Raw genomic sequence first — 19,617 nt, 5'->3', positions numbered from 1 at the left:
TTGCCTGGGCGAATCTGTAAGACTTGACAGGGGTCCAGACGGCCTGACCCCCCTGCCTGTTGTGGCAGGCAGACGCCTTGCATCAGGACGTTGGGGCGGTGCCGAGGCCGTTCAGGGGGCGGGTGCCGGGGCGTTCACCGCGGCCAGGCGTTCGGGCGTGCCGACGTCCGTCCATTCGCCGCCATAGAGCGAGGCGCTGATGCGCCCGGCGCCGATGCCGCGCTCCAGGCAGGGGCGCAGGGGCAGGGGCTGGTCGGGGGCCACGCCCTCGAACAGGGCGCGCTTGAAGAGGCCCACGCAGGACCAGGTGAAACGCGGGCCGATCGCCTCGCCGCTGAGGGCCAGGCCTTGCGGGCTGATGCCGAAGTCGCCGCGCGGATGATGCGGCTGGTTGGGCACCAGCCAGAGGTGGGCCAGGCGCTCGCTGGCGGCGAAGTCCCGGGCGGCCTGCACGTCCAGGACCAGGCCGGGCAGGAAGACGTCGCCGGACAGCACCCAGAAGGCCTCGTCGCCGTCCGCGCACAGCTGGGGCAGGGCCTTGGCGATGCCGCCGGCGGTCTCCAGGGCGCGGCCGTGGTCGCGCTGCTCGTCGCTGTAGTGCAGGCGCAGGCCAAAGCGGCTGCCGTCCCCCAGCTGCGCCGGGAACTGCTCGGCCAGCCAGGCGCAGTTGATGACGACGTCGCGCACGCCGGCCGCGGCCAGGGCCTGGATGTGCCAGCTGATCAGCGGCTGGCCGCGCACGTCCAGCAGGGGCTTGGGGGTGTGGTCGGTCAGGGGCCGCATGCGCTCGCCGCGGCCGGCCGCCAGGATGATGGCTCTCATGCCCCGCAGTCTACGAGTCCCGGGGCCCGGGCCCTCAGCCCGGCAGGCGCGGCGCCAGGCCCAGCGGTTCGGGCAAGGCATTGAGCACGCGCTGGAACACGGCGTGGTAGGGCCCGTCCAACTCGGCCTGCAGCTGGCCCAGGTGGCGGCCGGTGAGCGGGTCCTTGTTCTCGGCGAAGGCCTGGTCCAGGTCCTGCCAGTCCTCCTCGCTGAAGAGCTGCATGGCGGCGGGCAGGATCTCGCGCTCCTCGATGTCCATGTGCTGCAGGTAGTGGCGCACATAGCGCTCGGCCTGCTGCTCGAAGGCGGCGCGGCGGGCATCGCCCAGCATCTCGAAGCCCAGCAGGCTGTGCTCCAGGTCGCGGATGGCGCGCTCGCCGCGGGCATGGTCCTCGTCGAGCTTGTCCAGCAACTCGCGCATGGCCGGCGCACGGGCGCGCAGCTTGGGGAAGAGAAGCTCGGACTCCTTGGGATGGTGCAGGCGCTCCGGGAACTCGTCCACATAAAAAAGCATGGCGCGCAGGGCGGCGAAGTCGGGCAGAGTGCCGACGCGGCGGTGCTCGGCCAGCAGCAGGGGCAGGGTGCGCAGCATGGCGGCCAGGGCCGCATGCTCGTCGCGGATGATGCGCAGGGTCAGGGGCTTGGGGCCGGTCATGGCGATGTCTCCGTGCGTTCTTTTCAGGCTTTGACGAAGACTCGCGCCAGCAGGCCCCGGTGGCCTTGCCATGGATCAAGAAGCGTGAAGCCCTTGGCGGAACCCCGGGGGCGTAATCGTTTGCGCGCAGCCAGGGTTTGCAGGCGGGGCGAAGAGACTTCATCGCCCCTTAAAATGCCGGGTTTACCCCCAACTTACCGCCCGCACCCACCATGGTTGACACCGCTGCAAGCACCCCCACCCTGATGGCCCACGCCATCCGCGCACTGGCCATGGACGCCGTGCAGCAGGCCAACTCCGGTCACCCGGGGGCACCGATGGGCATGGCCGAGATGGCCGTCGCCCTTTGGGGGCGCCACCTGCGCCACAACCCGGCCAACCCGCACTGGGCGGACCGCGACCGTTTCGTGCTGTCCAACGGCCACGGTTCCATGCTGATCTACGCCCTGCTGCACCTGAGCGGCTACGCGCTGTCGATCGAGGAGCTGAAGAACTTCCGCCAGCTGCACAGCAAGACCCCGGGCCACCCCGAGGTGGGCATCACCCCGGGCGTCGAGACGACCACCGGCCCCCTGGGCCAGGGCATCACCAACGCCGTGGGTCTGGCCCTGGCGGAGAAGATGCTGGCCAAGGAATTCAACCGTGAGGGTCACGCTGTCGTCGATCACCACACCTACGTTTTCCTGGGCGATGGCTGCCTGATGGAAGGCATCTCGCACGAGGCCTGTGCCCTGGCCGGCGCTTGGAAGCTGAACAAGCTGGTCGCTCTGTACGACGACAACGGCATCTCCATCGACGGCCAGGTCGCCCCCTGGTTCATCGACAACACCGCTCAGCGTTTCGAGGCCTATGGCTGGAACGTGATCGGCCCCATCGACGGCCATGACGTGGACGCCGTGGACGCCGCCATTGCCGCCGCCAAGAAGAGCAGCGACAAGCCCACGCTGATCATCTCCAAGACCCATATCGGCAAGGGCTCGCCCAACCGTGCCAACACCGCCAAGGCCCACGGCGAGCCCCTGGGCGCCGAGGAAATCAAGCTGACCCGCGAGGTGCTGGGCTGGGGCCACGAGCCCTTCCACATCCCGGCGGATGTCTACGCCGCCTGGGACGCCAAGACCGCCGGCGCCGCCGCCGAGAAGGCCTGGGACGAGCGCTTCGACGCCTACGCCGCCGCCCACCCCGAGCTGGCCGCCGAGTTCCAGCGCCGCATGGCCGGCGTGCTACCCGCCAACTTCGCACAGATCGCCGTGGACGCCGTCGTGGCCGCCCACGAGAAGGCCGAGACCGTGGCCAGCCGCAAGGCCAGCCAACTGGCCCTGGAAGCCTTCACCGCCGCGCTGCCCGAGCTGCTGGGTGGCTCGGCCGACCTGACCGGCTCCAACCTGACCAACACCAAGAGCACGCCCGCCTTCCGCCTGGAAGCCGATGGCAGCGCCAACGGTGGCCGCCACATCAACTACGGCGTGCGCGAGTTCGGCATGGCCGCCATCATGAACGGCATCGCCCTGCATGGCGGCTACATCCCCTACGGCGGCACCTTCCTGACCTTCAGTGACTACAGCCGCAACGCCATCCGCATGGCCGCGCTGATGAAGCAGCGCGTCATCCACGTCTTCACCCATGACTCCATCGGCCTGGGCGAAGACGGCCCGACGCACCAGTCCATCGAGCACGTTTCCAGCCTGCGCCTGATCCCGGGCCTGGACGTCTGGCGCCCGGCCGATACCGTCGAGACCGTGGTCGCCTGGACCATGGCCATTGGCAACGCCCAGCGCCCCAGCGTGCTGGCCCTGTCGCGCCAGAACCTGCCCTATGCGCCCAAGACCGCCGTCGATGAAATCGCCCGCGGCGCCTACGTGCTGGCCGAGCCCGCCGAGGTGGGCCTGAAGAAGAAGGCCCAGGTGGTGATCATGGCCTCGGGTTCGGAAGTGCAGCTGGCCATGAATGCCCAGGCCCTGCTGGCCAAGGACGGCATCGCCGCCCGCGTGGTCTCGGTGCCCAGCACAAACGTGTTCGACCGCCAGGACGCCGCCTACAAGGCCAGCGTGCTGCCCGCGGGCGTGCCCCGCGTGGCCGTGGAGGCCGGCGTGACGGACTTCTGGTGGAAGTACGGCGTCTCGGCCGTCGTGGGCATCGACACCTATGGCGAATCCGCTCCGGCGCCGGTGCTGTTCAAGCACTTCGGCTTCACGGCCGAGAACGTGGTGGACACGGTCAAGGTGGCGGTGGGGGCCGCACGTCTGAAGCGTTAAGCGCCTCGAAGGGCTATACAGTGTGCGCTTCACCACAGGAGGAGCGCATGACAGAAAAATCGCGCATCAACGCCACGAAAGGCCGCCTGCTGGCGGCCTTTTTCATTGCCGCCGCCATGAGCGGTGCCGCCCAGGCCCAGACCGACAGCACGCCGCCCTCGGCGGCTCAGTCGCTGAGCTGCCTGAAGCGGCCGTCGTCGGCCATCGAGTACCCCGCCAAGCATCAGCTCGACCGAGGCAGCGGCTTCATGCGCCTGCGCCTGCATTTTGAGAAGCCGGACGCCGCGCCGCGCGTCGAGGTGCTCAGCAACACGGCCCGCGAGGACATGCAGGACCGCGTCTACCGCTATGTGGCGGATTACCGCCTGCCTTGCCTGCAGCCCGAGGACGGCACCGTCAGCGCGGTGCAGGAGTTCAGCTTCAGCAACACCGCCATGGAGGACCTGCCCGTGCCGGAGGCGCCGCAGCGACGGCACTCCTTCTGCATCGTGATGCCCCGCGAGGGCATGCATGCGCCCCTGACGCTGTCGACCCAGGTCCAGCACGTGGTGGCCGCGGCGATGTTCACCGGCAACGGGGAGCAGCCGCCGGAGGTCAAGCTGCTGCACTCGACGGGCGACAAGCGCCTGGAGGCGTCCGTCGTCGAGCGGGTCCGCAGCTATCGCATGCCCTGCCGTACCGGGCAGGAGGGGCCGCAGGCCATGCAGCAGCAGTTCACCTTCACGCCGGCCGGCCACCGGCGCTATGTGCTGAAGCATGACGCCTTCACGCTGATGGCCTTCCTCAGCATGACCCAGGGCGTGCAGCAGCTGAAGGCCTTCTTCGACTTCAACACCATGAACTGCCCCTTCAAGGTCAACTACACGATGTACGGGCCGGCCCTGCCCAACGAGGTCGAGGTGGAGGGCGAGCGCGATCCCAACCGCATCCCCTTCCTCAAGTGGCTCAACCAGCGCCAGCTGGCCTTTGGCTCCGAGAAGCAGTCCAACGAGCTCTTCGGGCAGACCCTGCAGATCCAGGTGCCTTGCGGACAGCTGGACCTCGAACCCGCCGCGACGGCGGCGGCGCGCTGACGGGCGGGCGCGGAGGGGCGCGGGCTTGCGCTGGATCGAAAAGTGCAGCCTGCGTACCCCCTTTGTTCCGGGGCGGCAGCGCCCAGGGCTCCGGAATCGGCGAAAATCCCGCGCAGTCGAGATTTCACAGCTTTTTCATTTCACTCCGGAGACTTCCGCATGACGATCAAGATCGGTATCAATGGCTTCGGCCGTATCGGCCGCATGGTGTTCCGCGCCGCTGTCCAGAACTTCAATGACATCGAGGTCGTGGGCATCAACGACCTGCTGGAGCCGGACTACCTGGCCTACATGCTGAAGTACGACAGCGTGCACGGCCGCTTCAAGGGGGACGTGGCCGTGGACGGCAACACCCTGATCGTCAACGGCAAGAAGATCCGCCTGACCGCCGTGAAGAACCCGGCCGAGCTGAAGTGGGATGAGGTCGGTGCCGACATCGTCGTCGAGTCCACCGGCCTGTTCCTGACCAAGGACACCGCCGAGGCCCACCTGAAGGCCGGCGCCAAGAAGGTGATCATGTCGGCCCCGTCCAAGGACGACACCCCCATGTTCGTCTACGGCGTCAACGACAAGACCTACGCCGGCCAGGCCATCATCTCCAACGCCTCGTGCACCACCAACTGCCTGGCCCCCGTGGCCAAGGTGCTGAACGACAAGTGGGGCATCAAGCGCGGTCTGATGACCACCGTGCACGCCGCCACCGCCACCCAGAAGACCGTGGACGGCCCGTCCAACAAGGACTGGCGCGGCGGCCGCGGCATCCTCGAGAACATCATCCCCAGCAGCACCGGTGCCGCCAAGGCCGTGGGCGTGGTGATCCCCGAGCTGAACAAGAAGCTGACCGGCATGTCCTTCCGCGTGCCGACCTCCGACGTCTCCGTGGTCGATCTGACCGTCGAGCTGAACAACGCTGCCAGCTACGCCGACATCTGCGCCGAAATGAAGGCCCAGTCCGAAGGCGCGCTCAAGGGCGTGCTGGGCTACACGGAAGACAAGGTGGTGGCCACCGACTTCCGTGGCGAGTCCTGCACCTCGGTGTTCGATGCTGAAGCCGGCATCGCCCTGGACAGCACCTTCGTCAAGATCGTGTCCTGGTACGACAACGAATGGGGCTATTCCAACAAGGTCCTGGAAATGGTCCGCGTGGTCGCCAAGTAAGACCCGGCGCGGCCGCAGGGCCGCGTTTCAATCTCGATGCAAGGCCGCCCGGTCGCTCGACCTGGCGGCCTTCTTCATGGATGACGCGGTCCGCGCGGCGGCGGGCGTCCTTTCCAGGGCCCGGAGCAGGGCTGGCAGGTCCACGCGGTAGGTGGGACGTGCCAAGCCCTCGGTGTCTGCGCAAGGCAGCACCACGGACCGCCCTTGCGGACTGCCCAGCTCGACAGCCGGACTGCCTTGTGCCTCGCGGCAGCGGGCGTCGAGGTGCGCGGGCAGGCGAGCATCGGCCAGGGCCAGGCCATCGACTGTCGTGACGGTCAGGTCCTCGCGCAGCACCTGGCAGCCGGGCAGGCCGTCCAGGGTGACGCGCCCTGGTCCCGGGGTGAGGCTCACCGCGCCCCCGCAGTCTTTGCGCATCAGGGTGGCCAGCCACAGGGCCAGGCGCTCCTCCCGATCGGCCGCGGACGGCGGCTGCGGTGTGATCCAAGGCAGCGCGGCCAGCCATTGCTGCCAGGCCTCGTCCATCGTCTGCGGACCTTCGAGCAGCGCGCGCAGGTGCTGCAGGGCCCTCGCGCCCGCTGGGGTGCAGGTGGCGCGCAGACCGCAGCTTAGCGCCGTGGCGAAGTCGGGGGCTCGGCCCGCGCCAAGCTCGAGGTAGTAGTCGTCGATGCGTGCCCAGGCGTCCTGCGGCCCCGGGGCGGCTGCGAGTGCCATGGCATACACCGCGAAACCGCAGTCGTAAGGGCGTCTTCTTGCATCGCGCTCGGCGAGGCTCAGCGCGGCCCAGGGACGCCCGCCCGAGCTGGCCCGGCAGCGCTGCAGGGCGCCCGTCACCTCCTGCGCAGCCTCCTCCGCGGTGATCCATCCCTGTGCCAGCGACACCCGCCAGCGCAGGAACTCGGCGCCACCTTCGTGGATCAGCCGCCCCTGCGGGTCTGCTGCCGTGAGGTCCCTTCGCTGGAAGCGGTGGCTGATCTCGTGGCTGACGAGCCGGGCCAGCAAGCGTTCGCTTTCGCGGTCGGGCTGTGCCGGCCAGTTGACGAGGGTCAGGCGCAGCACATCGTGCGCATCGCCGTTCACTCCAGGCTCGCCTGCCTCGCCGTCCCGCCGGGCCACCGTCGCGGCCAAGACGACAGGCTGGTAGCGGGCGCCCGGCAGCGCCCGGGTGAGCGCCGTCCGCGTGGCCTGGGCAAGCTGCAGGATCCGCGCCGCCTCGCCCGGTGGCAGGCGTGGATCGAGAAAGGCCGGCAGCGGCTGCTCCCGGACGGGGCTCGCCCGGTCCAGGAGCAGTGCGGACACCTGCCCGTCTCCGGCTGGCTCCGGGCTGGCATGCCCGAGGACGAAGCGTCCCGACACGCCGATCCGCTCCGCCTCGACATGGTGCCGCATGCGGCTGCAGTGGCCCGTCAAGGCGTAGTCACCCGTGTGCACATAGGTCGCCCCTTGCATCGGGAAGGCGGGCGGGAAGGCGGCGGCTCGGGCGGTGGTGGTCGGCACCCGGAAGCGCCGTTGCCGGCAGGTCTCGCCGGTCGCCTCGAGCGGACCGAGGTGGACGCCATCCGTGGGTCCGCAGTCATCCAAGGGCACCCAGGTCCGCCGGAAGGCCTGGCTTGCCGGGTCCTGTTGGGCGAAGGCGGCCCGGGTGCAGCCGGCTGGCAGCTCATAGCGCAGCTCCAGGGATGCGTCATCCAGCCGCCGCAGCGTGAGCTGCACGAAAGGGTCAGGCGGGACGGGCGTGGAGCGAGGGGCCGCATCGGCCGTCCCGGTCAGCACGGCAAGCCCGATGCTCAGCAAGGAGGTCTGCAGGAGTGGGGGACGCAGGTACATGGCTGGGTGAGCGGTGAGAGAGGCGCCTAGCGGCCGCCGACGGTCAGGCCATCGACACGTACCGTGGGCTGCCCGAAGCCGACATGCAGGCGCTGCCCCTTCTTGACGCAAGTGCCGTAGCCCGGGTCCATGGCGAAGTCGCTGCCTACGAGCCGGACGTTGCGCAGCACCTCGCGACTGGTGCCGGTGAAGGTGCAGCCGAGCAGGGGTGCGGTGATCCGTCCGTGCTCGATGAGGAAGGCCTGATCGGACTCGAAGGTGAAGGTGCCGGTGCTGATGTTGGCCTGGCCGCCCGCGAGTTCGGCGATGTACACGCCATGCTGGACCGAGGCGAGGATCTCGCCGGGGTCCGCATGGCCAGGCAGCAGACAGGTGTTGGTCATGCGGGGCTGCGGCAGGCTGGCTGCACTTGCGCGTCGGGCATTGGCACTGTGCGGCACGCCCATGCGCATCGCGCTGGTCTGGTCGTGCAGGCCGCCTCGCAGACGCCCGTTCTCGATCAGCACGGTCGTGCGGCTGGGCTGACCCTCGTCGTCGCACTGCAGGCTGCCCCAGGCCCCCGCGCGGGTGCCATCGTCCACCAGCTGCACGCAGGGGGCGGCGATGCGCCGGCCCAACTGTCCAGAGAAGGGCGAGATGCCTTTGTGCAGCGCGTCCCCCTCCAGTGCGTGGCCGATCACCTCATGCATCAGCAGCCCCGGGCCACCGGGGCCCAGCACCAGGGGCAGGGGGCCGGCGGGCGCCGGCCTAGCCTCGCGCTGCTGGGCCACGGCCTCGCAGAAGGCGCTCAGGAAGGTCGCCAGCGCGGCGGCTTGCGGCGTCGGGGAGCCTGCGCGCCATCCCAGCGTCCGAAACACGGCAACCGGATCAGGGCGGCCCGTGGCCACCAGCTCCAACTCCAGCCAGGTGTAGCGCCGCCGCTCGGCCACAGGCTGCCCCTGCGGGCTCACGAGCAGCGTTCGGCACTCCTCGTGACGCAGCGCGAGCTCCACATCGAGCACCCCCGGAATCTCCCTGCGCAGCCCGTCCTCGATGCCGACCAGCCAAGCCTGCACTTGTTCGGGTGCCAGTCGGGCATCGGGCGGATCGAGGACCGTGGGCCGGGACGCAGGGCCCGGCGCCACATGGATCACCCCCCGGGGGCTGTGCGGCGACCGGTGCCGGCGAGGGAAGCTGCGCAGCGCTTCCTGCGCACCGCGCAATGCGGCTTCGAAGCTGGCCGGGTCCAGGTCGGCCCCGTTGACCAGGGCGCTGCAGCCCTCGCCGACGCAGCGCAGGCCCACGCCCTGCTCGGTCCTCGCCTCGCCGCTGTGCAGGCGGCCATTGCGCAGGACCCATGCCGCGCGCTGCCAGGACTGCGCGAAGACATCGGCCAGCAGCACGCCCCCGCGCTGCAGCTCACGCCAGCCCTGCAGGAGCTGCGCGTGGTCGATGCAGCCCGCCGCAAAGGCGGCGGGGGAAGCCGGGGCTGGGGAAGAGCTCGTGTCGTTCATGTCAGGCCGGGTGGGCGGCGGGCGAGATCCGGGGATTGAGGGCGCCGTTCCATCCTGCGCCGTGCGGGGTTCTGCGCACCGGCCGTATCCGGCCTGCGCCAGCCCGCAAGGCTACCTCGGGCGCCGCTGGATGCGAAATCAGGGGGGAGGCACCGCGGCGTCCGACGCCGCAGCGCCTCCCGCCGCCGCGGAGGTCGCAAGGGCTGGGGCCTCCAGACGCTGGAAACGGCCTTCGCGCACCACCAGCGGCGTCATCACCTTGCCGATCACGTCGCCGCTGGCGCTGACATCGAACGCCCCGGTCACCCCCTGGAAGCCGCGCACCTGCCGCAGGGACTCGGCAATGCGTGCGGGCACGGCCGACCGAGCGTCGCGCAGGGCGCGGGCCAGCAGCATCATCGTGTCGTAGCCCTGGGCAGCGCTGCTGTCCGGCAGCGTGCCGAAGCGGGCCTGGTAGGCCTTCACGAAGGCCGCGACCTCCGGCCGCGGTGTCTGATGGCTGAACTGGGAGAACACCACGACGCCCTCGACATCGCGCCCGCCCAGTTCGATCAGCTGCAGTGAGTCCAGGCCGGCCGCGCCGAAGATCGGCACGCGGATACCGGCCTGGCGCGCCTCCCTCACAATCTGGGCGCTCTCCGGCAGTGAGCCGGCCAGGAAGATGGCGTCGAAGTGCAGCAGCGAGGCCCAGTCGTGCATCACGGCCGCGTAGTGGTCCCCACCCATGCGGTAGGAGCGGCGGTCGGCGATCTGCACGCCCATCTCGCGGCACTGCTGCTCGAAGTGGTTGGCCAGGTCCGTGCCGTACTCGTTCTTGATGTAGTAGACCGCGATGTTGTGCAGGCCCTGGCTGCGCGCGTAGTCGCAGATCTGGCGCCCCTGGTCGCTGTTGTTCTGCAGCGTCCGGAAGGTGAGGCTGCTGCCGCCCTCGGTGAGCTTGTTGCCGCTCGAGCCAGGCGAGAGGTAGAGGATGCCGGCCCGCTCGTAGATGCGGGCGGCCGGAATGGCGATGAAGGTGTTGAGGTGGCCGATCGTGGCCACCACGTCCTCGTGGTTGGCGATCTCCTGCGCGGCCATGCGGCCATGGGCCAGCGTGCCGCCATCGTCCTTGACCAGCAGCCGCAGCGCACGCCCGTCGAAGGCGCCACCGCCCGCATTCACCTGCTCCGTCGCGAGCTGAACCCCCTTGAGCAGCGTGGACTTGCCGCCGCCCAGTGGCCAGGCCAGGGCCACCAGGAGGTCACCGCGGGAGGCCGCGAGGCGCTGCTCGCGTTCCTGCTGAGGGCTGAGCTTCTGGCAGGCTGCGAGCAGCAGACACAGGCACAGGCACAGCCGCTGCAGCAGGGTGGGGAAGGGGGGAACTCGGCGCATGGTGGGCTCAGGCAAGTTGACGCTTGGCCATGTCGGCGAACAGGCCCGGCGTCTGCATCAGCGTTGAATAGGTGCCCCGCTGCACGATGCGTCCCTTGTCCAGGACGTAGATGCAGTCGGCATGGAGGATTGTGCTGAGCCGGTGGGCGATCACGATGCGTGAGGCTCGCAGCTGGCCCAGGCTTTCGCTGACGATGGCCTGGGTCCGGTTGTCCAGGGCGCTGGTGGCCTCGTCGAAGTAGACGATGGCGGGCTTGTGCGCGATGGCGCGAGCGATGATCAGGCGCTGGCGCTGCCCGCCGGACAGCGTGCTGCCGCCGTCGCTCACCACGGTGTGCATGCCCATGGGCATGGCCTGGATGTCCGCGGCGAGTCCGCTGGACCGCGCGGCCTCCCAGGCGTCATCCAGCGAGAGCGAGGACGCGCCGACGATGTTCTTGAAGATGTCCCCACTCATCACCTTGCCACCCTGCAGCACGACGCCCAGCTGGCTGCGCAGCGCCACGAGGTCGATGTCATGGAGGTTTTGACGGTCGTAGTAGATGTCGCCCTGCTGTGCCTTCTCGAAGCCCAGCAGCAGGCGCAGCAGCGTGGACTTTCCGGAGCCCGACTCGCCCACCAGCGCTACGAACTGGCCGGGCTCGACCGTCAGAGACACGTCCTGCAGCACCGGCTGCTCGGAGCCGGGATAGCTGAAGCTGAGACTGGCGACCTCGATGGCGCCTCGCAGCCGGCCTGGGTCCCGGCGGCGCTCGCCGGCTTCGGGTGTGGCCGTGAGGATGGGCAGGGCGCGCTGGTAGATCGGGATGACGTCCAGCAGCGTCACGCCGATCCGCACCAGGCCCAGCATGGCGTTCAGGAACAGCGCGAACAGCGCGCTGAAGGCCACAAAGTCGCCGCTGGAGAAGCGCTCCGTGTGCTGCGACAACGCCGACGAGGAGATCAGCGCGAACAGCAGGGCGTTGGTCAGCACGGGAAAGACGCTGTTGAAGACCTGGGTGACGCAGCCCAGCAGGCCGGACTGCATCTGCAGGCGCTGCTGGTCAGCGAAATGCCGGCTCCAGTTGGCGAAGGCCTTGGATTCCGCGCCGGTCATGCGCAGCTTCGACAAGCCGCTCAGGTACTCGAGCGCACGGCCAGCCGTCTCGCCCCGGATGTCCGCGCTGGCCTTGGTGTAGCGGTAGCGCCGCCGTCCGATGAAGGCATGGAAGCCCGCCGCCACCAGCACGAGCGCCACGGCCAGCGCCGTCAGCGGCACGCTGTAGTGCAGCATCAGGACGAGGTTCACCATCGAGAACAGGCAGTTCATGGCGGAGCCGATGAGCGCGCCGGACAGCAGCTGACGGATCTCGTTGATGCCGTTGATGCGGGTGGCCAGGTCTCCTGCCGAGAAGTTGCGGAAGAAGGGCACCGGCAGCTTCAGCACGCGGTCCCAGATTGCCGCCTGGAGGTCGCTGCCGGCCCGGCTCTCGATGCGCAGCAGCAGCTGGGCACGGTACAGCTCGAAGACGAAGCTGGCCACCGCGATGACGGCCAGCAGCGCCAGGATCTGCGCCAGCTGGCTGCTGTCAGCCGCCGGGATGATGTCGTCAAACAGGTGACCGCTGGCGATGGGGATCAGCGTGGACAGCAGCGTGCCCAGCAGCCCGATGAGCAGGACGCCGCGGGCGTCGCGGTGCAGGTCCCGCAGGCAGAAGCGCAGCAACTCGGCGACGCCGACCGCGGTGGACGGCAGCTTGCGGTAGAACTGGAAGGCCAGCGTCGACAGGCCTTGCACGCTCGTCTCGTCCACGAGAAAGTGCAGGCCGTCCTTGGGGCCCACGGCCTCGTAGCGCCCTTGTGCATTGCGCAGCAGGGCCACGGGCCGACGCCCCTCGGTGACGAAGGTCAGCAGGGGGCCGTTGTCTTCCTCCCACCAGCGCCCCTTGAGCATCGTCGTGCGCATGCGCACGCCGGAGGCCTCGGCCAGGGTGCCCAGCGGCCCCCGCTTGCCTGCGGGTTGGCCTGGCGTGGGGGGCTTGAATTCGATGCCCTGGCGTGCGCCCAGCAACTGGCAGGCCACGAGCAGCGCATCGCCCTCGACCTCGTCACCTTCGGTGCTCGGGGAGAAGAGCGAGGCGAGATGCCCCAGCGCCTGCGACAGCGCCTGGCGGCTGAGGACCGCCTTGCGCTGCAGGCGGATTTCCTCCTCGATCTCCTCCTCGCGCCGGCGCTCATGAGCGGCCCGCAGTCCGGCTCGCCCTGCATCCAGGAGCGCCTGCAGGCGTGGGGCCTGGCCTGCAGGGGCGGCCGCGGTCGCGCCCTCCTCCCGCGAGGGTGGCTCCAGCAGGGCCAACCACTGCCCCAGGGCCGCCGTCAGGGCCGTGGCGCCCTCCGGCCCCTGGTCCTCGGCCCCCTCGGGCAGCACGAGGCACTGCGCGTGCTCGCGGGCCTGCAGGGTCCAACCGTCCTCGGCCCCATCGGGCACCACCGGCAGGGCGAAGACCTGCCCGGGCTCGAGGCATTGCCAGTGCGACCGCCGGGTGCCGCCATCGGTGTCCGTGATGGTGAGGAACAGGTCCGCAGGCCCCGAGGTAACGAGGCACAGCGCCCCGGCGGGCTGACAGGGCTCGCGCACATCGATGCGCCGGGCGCCGGCACGCTCGAAGCGCAGGATCAGGGCGGACAGCTCACTCATCGGACACCAGCCTTGCGTAATGGCCGCCGAGGGCCATGAGCGTCGCGTGAGTGCCGCGTTCCAGCACCTTGCCGCGCTCCAGGAAGATGATTTCGTCGCAGTCGCGGATGGCGCTCAGGCGGTGCGCGATGACGAGGCAGCTGCAGCCGCGCCGCCGGATGCTCTGCTCGACCAGGCGCTCCGTCAGCGGGTCCAGTGCGCTGGTGGCCTCGTCGAGGATCAGCAGCCGGGGATTCGTGCTGAGGGCCCGGGCAATCTCCAGGCGCTGGCGCTGGCCGCCGCTGAAGTTCGCGCCACCCTCGGAGACGAGGCTCTGGTAGCCGCCGGGGCGGGAGGAGATGAAGTCGTGGATCTGGGCATCCCTGGCGGCCTGGATCATCACGGAGTCCGGCACGGTGCGGTCCCACAGCGTCAGGTTGTCCCGCACGGTGCCGCTGAACAGCGAGATGTCCTGATCCACGACGGCCACCGAGTTCAGCAGCTGGTGGCGGGGCACGGCGCTGCGCGGGATGCGGTCCAGCAGGATCTCTCCCTGCCAGGGCTGGTGCAATCCGGCCACCAGCTTGGCGATCGTGGACTTGCCGCAGCCGGAGGGGCCGACCAGGGCGACGCGCTGCCCCGGCTTGAGCTGCAGGTTGAAGTTCTCCAGCAGCGGGGGCTCCATGCGGCTGAAGCCGAAGGTGAGCTGCCGCAGTTCCAGGGCACCGCTCAAGCGTGTGCCGTCGGTAACCTCGCTGTCGTCGTCGGGGCCGGTGTCGATGGGGGCATCGAGCGCGTCATCCAGCCGCTTCACGTCGCCGTGGAAGCTCTGCAGCTTCGCGCCCAGCGAGACCAGCGTATTGATTGGGCCCATGAAGCTGGCCACCAGCATCTGGAAGGCCACGAGCGAGCCCATGGACATCTCGCCGCTCATCACGCGCAGGCCGCCGATGCCCAGGATCGCCGTGGCGTTCAGCAGGCTCAGCAAGCGGGGCGCGAGGTCCAGCGGGATGGAGGTCCGGCTCATCTCCTGCATCGAACGCGCGAACCGCGCCTGGAAGCCCGCCCATCGAGCGAAGAAGTCGGTCTCCCAGCCCGAAGCCTTGAGCGTCTCGATGAGCATGAGGCCGTCCATCGAGGTGCCCATGACCTTGCTCTGGTCTATCGCCAGGCGCATGTTCAGCTCGCGGCGCTTCACGGAGACGGCGCGCAGCAGGCCGAAGTTCACACCGGCCACGCCGATGCTGAGCATGCCCATCCAGGGGTCATAGAAGAGCATGACGGCGGCGAAGAAGGTGGCGGTGATGAGGCCCAGCGTTGCATCTACAAGATCGCCGGACAGCACCTCGGCCACACGCGCGTTGATGAGCACCCGAGAGCTCACCTCCGAGGCCGAGCGCTGCTGAAAGAAGCTCAGCGGCAGCCTCAGCACATGCCAGAAGAAGCGCGCAGAGGTGCCCAGTGCGATGCGTGCCTCCAGTCGCAGCAGGTAGTAGTGCTGCAGCCAGGTCAGCGCACCCAGCAGCGCGCTGGTGGCGGCCATGCCGAGCACCAGCGGCCCTATCCAGCCCTGCAGCTGGCCCACGAGGATGGTGTCAATGAAGATCGCGCTGAAGGCCGGCACGGCGATGCCGGGCACGACCAGCAGCAGCCCAACCAGCAGCAGGTAGGTCAGGGCCCATCGCGTGTCGCCCAGGCGTGAGCGCAGCGCTTCCAGAAGGCTGTCTGGGCGCCCGCCGGGCTCAAAGTGCTCGGTCTTGCCGAAGGTGAGCACGATGCCGGTGAAGGACGTGTCGAACTCCGCAGCGCTGACCTCACGCCGGCCGCGCGCCGGGTCGTTCAGATGGAAGGTGTCGCGCCCCACGCCTTCGAGCAGGAGGAAGTGGTTGAAGTTCCAGTACAGCACCGCCGGCAGCGGGAGGCCGGCAAGCTGTGCCGGCTCGGCCTTGAAGGCGCGGGCTTCCAGGCCGTAGCCCCGAGCCGCCTTCACGAGGTTCAAGGCCTTGGTCCCGTCGCGGGAGACGCCGCAGGCTGTGCGCAGCTCTGCCAGCGAAACGTGGCGACCGTGGTAGGCCAGCACCATGGCCAGGCTGGCGGCACCACACTCCACGGCCTCCATCTGCAGGATCGTGGGTGCACGGACCCGAGGAGAGGCACCACGCCCGCCGCGAAGCGCATGCCAGCATCGCGTGATCAGGGAAAGCATGCCCACGTCACTCCGTGCCGAAGAGGCGCTTGAGCGCCGGGATGACGAGGGTGATCGGCCGGCGCACGGACAGGGTGATAGACGCCTGACACAGCGTGCCGTTCTGGATCGTGAAGGGCGGTCCCTGGCGCGTGGACCAGGCATAGCCGCTGGGCGTCTCCGGCGCCGGATTCAGCGTGGCCACAAGCTGGATGGGCGGCGTGGTGCCGACCAGCTGCTGCACCAGCTTCTCATTGCCGAAGACCTGCATCAGGCCACGGTCGGACGATGGGTACTCGGCCACGGAGGCGATGCTGCCCGAGAGGAAGCCGAACTCCTCCCGCCGGGCCGTGCTGGGGCTGATCTCCGCGCTCATGCCGATGCGCATGCGCTTGCCCTCCGCGGCGGGCAGGTAGATGAAGGCCTCCACCTCGTTCCGGTCGTTGCCGCTGGACTCGATGCTCACCATGGCGGCGCCGCGGTCCACGAACTGGCCGTCGCTGACGGTGACCTCGAGGATGCGGCCCGCGGCGGGGCTCACCACCAGGCCCGAGGTCTTGGCCTCGCGGGCCAGGGAGTCGAGCGAGGACTTGATCTCCTCGACCTGGCGCGCTGCCAGGGCGATCTCGTTGCTGCTGCGGGTGCTGGCGTCCTCGCGGCTGACCTCGGCCTGCTTGATCTGCGACTTGCTGGCTTCCACCTGCAGCTGAGCGGCGCTCAGCTCCAACTGGGTCGAGATGAGCGTCTGGCGCGTCAGCAGGCCCTGTTCCACGAGCGCCTGCTGGGAGCGGATGCGCTCCTTGAGCAGGCCGATCTGGCGCTCCGCCGCGGCGATCTGCGCAAGGGCTGCGTCGCGCTGCTGCTGGTAGCTGAGCTCCCGCAGCCGGCCGAGCTCCTGGTTGGCCTGGCGCGTCTGCTGCAGCTGCTGCTGTGCCTCCGCCAGGCGGGCTTCGGTCGCCTTGATCTTCTGCAGCGTGTCGTACTGGTCGATGCGGCCGATGATCTGGCCACGCACGACCCTGTCTCCGCGCTCCACGGAGAGGTCGGTCAGCCGCCCGCTCGAGGGCGCGGTGGTGAGCGTGATCCCGCCGCTCTTCACCAGGATGCACTGCTGCGCGCTGACCTTGCTGGGCAGGCGGCCGAAGACGGCCCACAGCAGCACGGCGCCCGTCACGAGGCCCAGGGCCATGAGGACGATCCAGGCCCGCGGAGACGTCACCTGCAGCAGGCTGTCCAGTTCGTCGGGGGAGGACAGGCGGTCGAGTGCCGCCTTTCTGAACAGGCCGTCTTTCATGGGAGCTTTCTGCCCACGGGATCACCGGAGCGCTGCAGGCTGTCAAGGGAATCCAGGGTGCTGAGGGCCCGGACATCCAGGCTGCCCAGCGTGTCCGCGTCCTGGTCGCTGCTGGGCGGCTCGAACAGGGTGCCGGTCTCGTGGCGCAGCCGCGCCAGGGCGGTGGCGTGGCTCAGCTGCAGCTGGGTGATGCCGACCTGGGCGTTCACGTATCGGGTCTCGAGGTTGATCACGTCCATCAGCGTCGCGATGCCCGAACGCAGCTTGACCACCTCCTGTGCCACAGCTTTCTCGTACAGGCTGAGGCCTTCGCTGGCCGTGCGGATCTGCTGGCCGTTGCGCCACAGCGTCTGGAGGGCGGATTCCACCTCGGACAGGGCTGATTCCCGGTTGTCCGCGGCGCGCAGCTGCAGCTGTTCCAGGCTTGCGATCAGCTCGCGCAGCCGGCCGCCGGCCCGGCGGTTCTCCACGGCGAACTGGTAGTTGAGCGTGGCGAACCACGAGGGGCCGGTGGCGCTGCGTCCCGAGAGCGGCGGCAGGCCCAGCAGGCGGCTGCCTTCCGAGGCCTGGCCATAGCTGAGGCCGAGCTTGAGGTCCAGTTGAGGGCGCTCAGCGTCGCGGGCGGCATCCAGCAGGGCACGCTGGGACTGCTGCTGCAGGGCATCCGCCCGCAGGTCAGGGCGTGCGGCCAGGGCCCGCTGCTTCAGTGTCTCGGCCTGGGAGAGCAAGGTGCCGATGGACTCCGACGGCACGGGAAACGGGTCTTCCGCCACGGGCAGCCGGTCGCTGGCCCGGGCATCCAGTCCCATGCTGCGGCCGAGCCGGCGCCTCGCCTCGCGTACGCGCAGCTGCGCCGCCTCGAGGGCATTGGCCTTGTCGGTGAGGTCCGCCCGCAGCAGGACGAGGTCGCCGGCCGGCTTCTCGTCCGCCTTCACCAGGGTCTCATTGGAGGCGAGCAGATCCCGCGAGCGCTGCAGCGAGCGCGTGGCGATGCCCAGCAGCGCGCACTCGGCCCGGTACTCCCAGTAGCGCTGGGTCAAGCCGAGCACCGCCTCGCTGGCCGTGGCACGCACGCGCCAGCGCTGGGTGTCCCAGGCCAGGCGCGCTGCCTCGTCCTCGGCCCGCGCCAGACGGCTGCCTCGAAGCACCGGCACCACGAACTGCAGCGTCAGGCGCGTCTGGTGCTGGCGCTGCGGCAGCTCGGCCGGCTGATCCAGGACGCCGCTCGTCTCCAGTCCCGTCTCCAGGCGGACCCCTTGACCCAGAAGTCGCTCGGCGCCCACGCGGTAGCTGCTGCTGCTGCGCGTGGTCTGGTCTGGTGTGGCGGATGGCGAGGCCGGGGTGACCGTGCGTGCCTGCCGGGCCTCGGTAGAGAGCGTCCAGTCGTACTGCCCAGCCGCCTGCTGGGCGCGTGCGGATGCGGCCTCCAGCTCATGCCGCTGGAGACGGGTCTGCACATGGCTCGACAGCCCCTGCGTCAGGACCTCGGCCAGCGAAAGCGGCTCCGCCACGGCCGGACAACTCACCAGGCCCAGCGTGGCGAGTAGCAGGGCGCCGCGCCCTGAGCTTGCGCACGCTCGTCGGCTCATGCGTCCGTCGGGATGTCGTAGCCTCGGGCGTTCAACAGCTCGGCCTGGCCGACGAACAGTGCCCGGCCGATGGGCATCAGGGCGTCGCTGCTGCGCAGGATATCGGCAAGGCTGAGCGTGTGACGCAGCATGACGTCGTGCTCCTTGAGGTTCTCCGCGGAACCTCGCCCCAGCTTGTGCAGCAGGTCGTGCCAGTAGAGCAGCATGTTGGCGGTGGCGTGGTAGGTCAGCAGGATCTTGCTGATCGTCCGCTTCTTGCCCTTGAGCGTGGAGTAGTGCGTGGACTCCTTGCGGGCCGGGTCGGTCAGGTGCTGGATGGCCGACATCAGCAGATAGTGCTGGTGGCTCATCTCGTGCACGAACACCTCTCCCAGGAACTCGGTGCTCAGCGGGAACCCACAGCTGAATACGCCCGCGCTCGGCAGGAAGCTGCCGCTCTGACGCATGTCCTCGCTGGTGAGCGGGCAGCAGGCCAGGCCGCGCAGCAGCGGAAGAATCCACTCGATGTAGCGAGGGTCTGCTTGCTGCAGCAGTTGCAGGGCCTCGCCGACCTGCTGCGCCGAACGCGCGGCTATATGGGCGTCCTCACCCTGCTGCGGGGGGACGGGCCAATCGACGAAGATGTCCACCACCGTGGATTCGTCGGGCTCCTTCCAGCTCTGCAGATAGAGATGCTCGAATCCAGGGGCGCGCAGGTGCGTCGGGCCGACGTAGACCCAGCGGGCGTCGGGGACGTGCCCGGTGCCAATGCGCAGGCCAAGGGGCGTCCACTCCAGGACCAGGGGCGGCACGGTGTCGTCGAGGCGCTCCACGCGCACCTCTTCGGTGGTGCAGGTCAGCCGCAGATGGCCCGCGACGTCGAAGAGATGGCCGTCCACGCCGAGGCGAACCGGTGCCTCCAGCCGGGTCTGCCACTGCCCGGGGATGCGCAGCGTGTGCAGGGCGCACATGAGATGCATCAGCGCCTCCTGCGGCCGGCCGGCCTGGTGCTTGCGCAGCGCCGCGCCCGCGTCGGGCTGCCAGGCCTGCGGCTGGGAGGGCAGGGCCTGGGACGACAGCGTGTGGCACTGGTCCAGCAGCGTCATCAGCGGGGAGCCGGCGTCGATCGTCCGGGAGACGGCGTCCAGCACGCCGCGGTGGAAGGTCGCCGCCATGACGCCCATGGGCTTGGCGGAGGTGAAGAGCTGAGGCGCGAAGCCGTGGGCAAAGAGGGCGCTGGTCATGATCGTGATCTCGGGG

At 69.5% G+C, this 19,617-nt stretch carries 13 protein-coding genes; 3 read left to right on the top strand and 10 right to left on the bottom strand.

The annotated features are described in order from the left end of the window. Positions 1–111: 111 nt before the first annotated feature. Positions 112–822, bottom strand: a complete 711-nt coding sequence (murU, locus tag H5407_RS05625) for an N-acetylmuramate alpha-1-phosphate uridylyltransferase MurU (protein WP_183103457.1) — start codon at positions 820–822, stop codon at positions 112–114. A 34-nt stretch (positions 823–856) separates the two neighbouring features. Further along, entirely contained in the window at positions 857–1,477 is a 621-nt protein-coding gene (locus tag H5407_RS05620) for a hemerythrin domain-containing protein (RefSeq protein WP_183103456.1), read from the bottom strand. Between the two features lie 212 nt (positions 1,478–1,689). Here H5407_RS05620 and tkt point away from each other — a divergent pair, with 212 nt between their 5' ends. The 3 genes from tkt to gap all read left to right on the top strand — a co-directional run bounded on the left by tkt (position 1,690) and on the right by gap (position 5,963). Next, positions 1,690–3,732 (top strand): transketolase, encoded by a 2,043-nt coding sequence (gene tkt / locus H5407_RS05615; protein WP_183103455.1) that lies wholly within the window; start codon positions 1,690–1,692, stop codon positions 3,730–3,732. A gap of 47 nt (positions 3,733–3,779) precedes the next feature. Next, positions 3,780–4,805: a hypothetical protein gene (locus tag H5407_RS05610; RefSeq protein ID WP_183103454.1), complete on the top strand. Its 1,026-nt coding sequence runs from the start codon at positions 3,780–3,782 to the stop codon at positions 4,803–4,805. Between the two features lie 159 nt (positions 4,806–4,964). Further along, positions 4,965–5,963, top strand: coding sequence for a type I glyceraldehyde-3-phosphate dehydrogenase (gene gap / locus H5407_RS05605; RefSeq protein WP_183103453.1), 999 nt, complete (start codon positions 4,965–4,967; stop codon positions 5,961–5,963). A 27-nt stretch (positions 5,964–5,990) separates the two neighbouring features. On the opposite strand, the gene H5407_RS05600 is transcribed toward gap, so the two are convergent. The 8 genes from H5407_RS05600 to H5407_RS05565 all read right to left on the bottom strand — a co-directional run bounded on the left by H5407_RS05600 (position 5,991) and on the right by H5407_RS05565 (position 19,601). Further along, positions 5,991–7,790: a hypothetical protein gene (locus H5407_RS05600; protein WP_183103452.1), complete on the bottom strand. Its 1,800-nt coding sequence runs from the start codon at positions 7,788–7,790 to the stop codon at positions 5,991–5,993. A gap of 26 nt (positions 7,791–7,816) precedes the next feature. Next, entirely contained in the window at positions 7,817–9,283 is a 1,467-nt protein-coding gene (locus H5407_RS05595) for a TldD/PmbA family protein (RefSeq protein ID WP_183103451.1), read from the bottom strand. Between the two features lie 138 nt (positions 9,284–9,421). Beyond that, positions 9,422–10,654 carry an ABC transporter substrate-binding protein gene (locus tag H5407_RS05590; RefSeq protein ID WP_183103450.1) on the bottom strand — a complete coding sequence of 411 codons (1,233 nt, stop codon included), beginning with the start codon at positions 10,652–10,654 and terminating at the stop codon, positions 9,422–9,424. Between the two features lie 7 nt (positions 10,655–10,661). Beyond that, complete coding sequence (locus tag H5407_RS05585; RefSeq protein ID WP_183103449.1) at positions 10,662–13,331, bottom strand: NHLP bacteriocin export ABC transporter permease/ATPase subunit; 2,670 nt, start codon at positions 13,329–13,331, stop codon at positions 10,662–10,664. Continuing rightward, entirely contained in the window at positions 13,324–15,516 is a 2,193-nt protein-coding gene (locus H5407_RS05580; protein ID WP_183103448.1) for an NHLP family bacteriocin export ABC transporter peptidase/permease/ATPase subunit, read from the bottom strand. The genes H5407_RS05585 and H5407_RS05580 overlap by 8 nt, the downstream gene beginning before the upstream one ends. Positions 15,517–15,523: 7 nt before the next feature. Continuing rightward, on the bottom strand, positions 15,524–16,789 hold the full coding sequence (locus tag H5407_RS05575; RefSeq protein WP_183103447.1) for an NHLP bacteriocin system secretion protein: 1,266 nt from the start codon (positions 16,787–16,789) through the stop codon (positions 15,524–15,526). Next, entirely contained in the window at positions 16,786–18,300 is a 1,515-nt protein-coding gene (locus tag H5407_RS05570) for a TolC family protein (protein ID WP_183103446.1), read from the bottom strand. The genes H5407_RS05575 and H5407_RS05570 overlap by 4 nt, the downstream gene beginning before the upstream one ends. 74 nt (positions 18,301–18,374) lie before the next feature. Continuing rightward, positions 18,375–19,601 (bottom strand): aKG-HExxH-type peptide beta-hydroxylase, encoded by a 1,227-nt coding sequence (locus tag H5407_RS05565; RefSeq protein WP_183103445.1) that lies wholly within the window; start codon positions 19,599–19,601, stop codon positions 18,375–18,377. Positions 19,602–19,617: the final 16 nt, after the last annotated feature.

Source organism: Mitsuaria sp. WAJ17 (genome assembly GCF_014174515.1).
Lineage (GTDB): Bacteria > Pseudomonadota > Gammaproteobacteria > Burkholderiales > Burkholderiaceae_C > Roseateles_B.
Note: the sequence above shows the minus strand (reverse complement) of the source record. Positions and strands in the feature narration are given on the sequence as shown.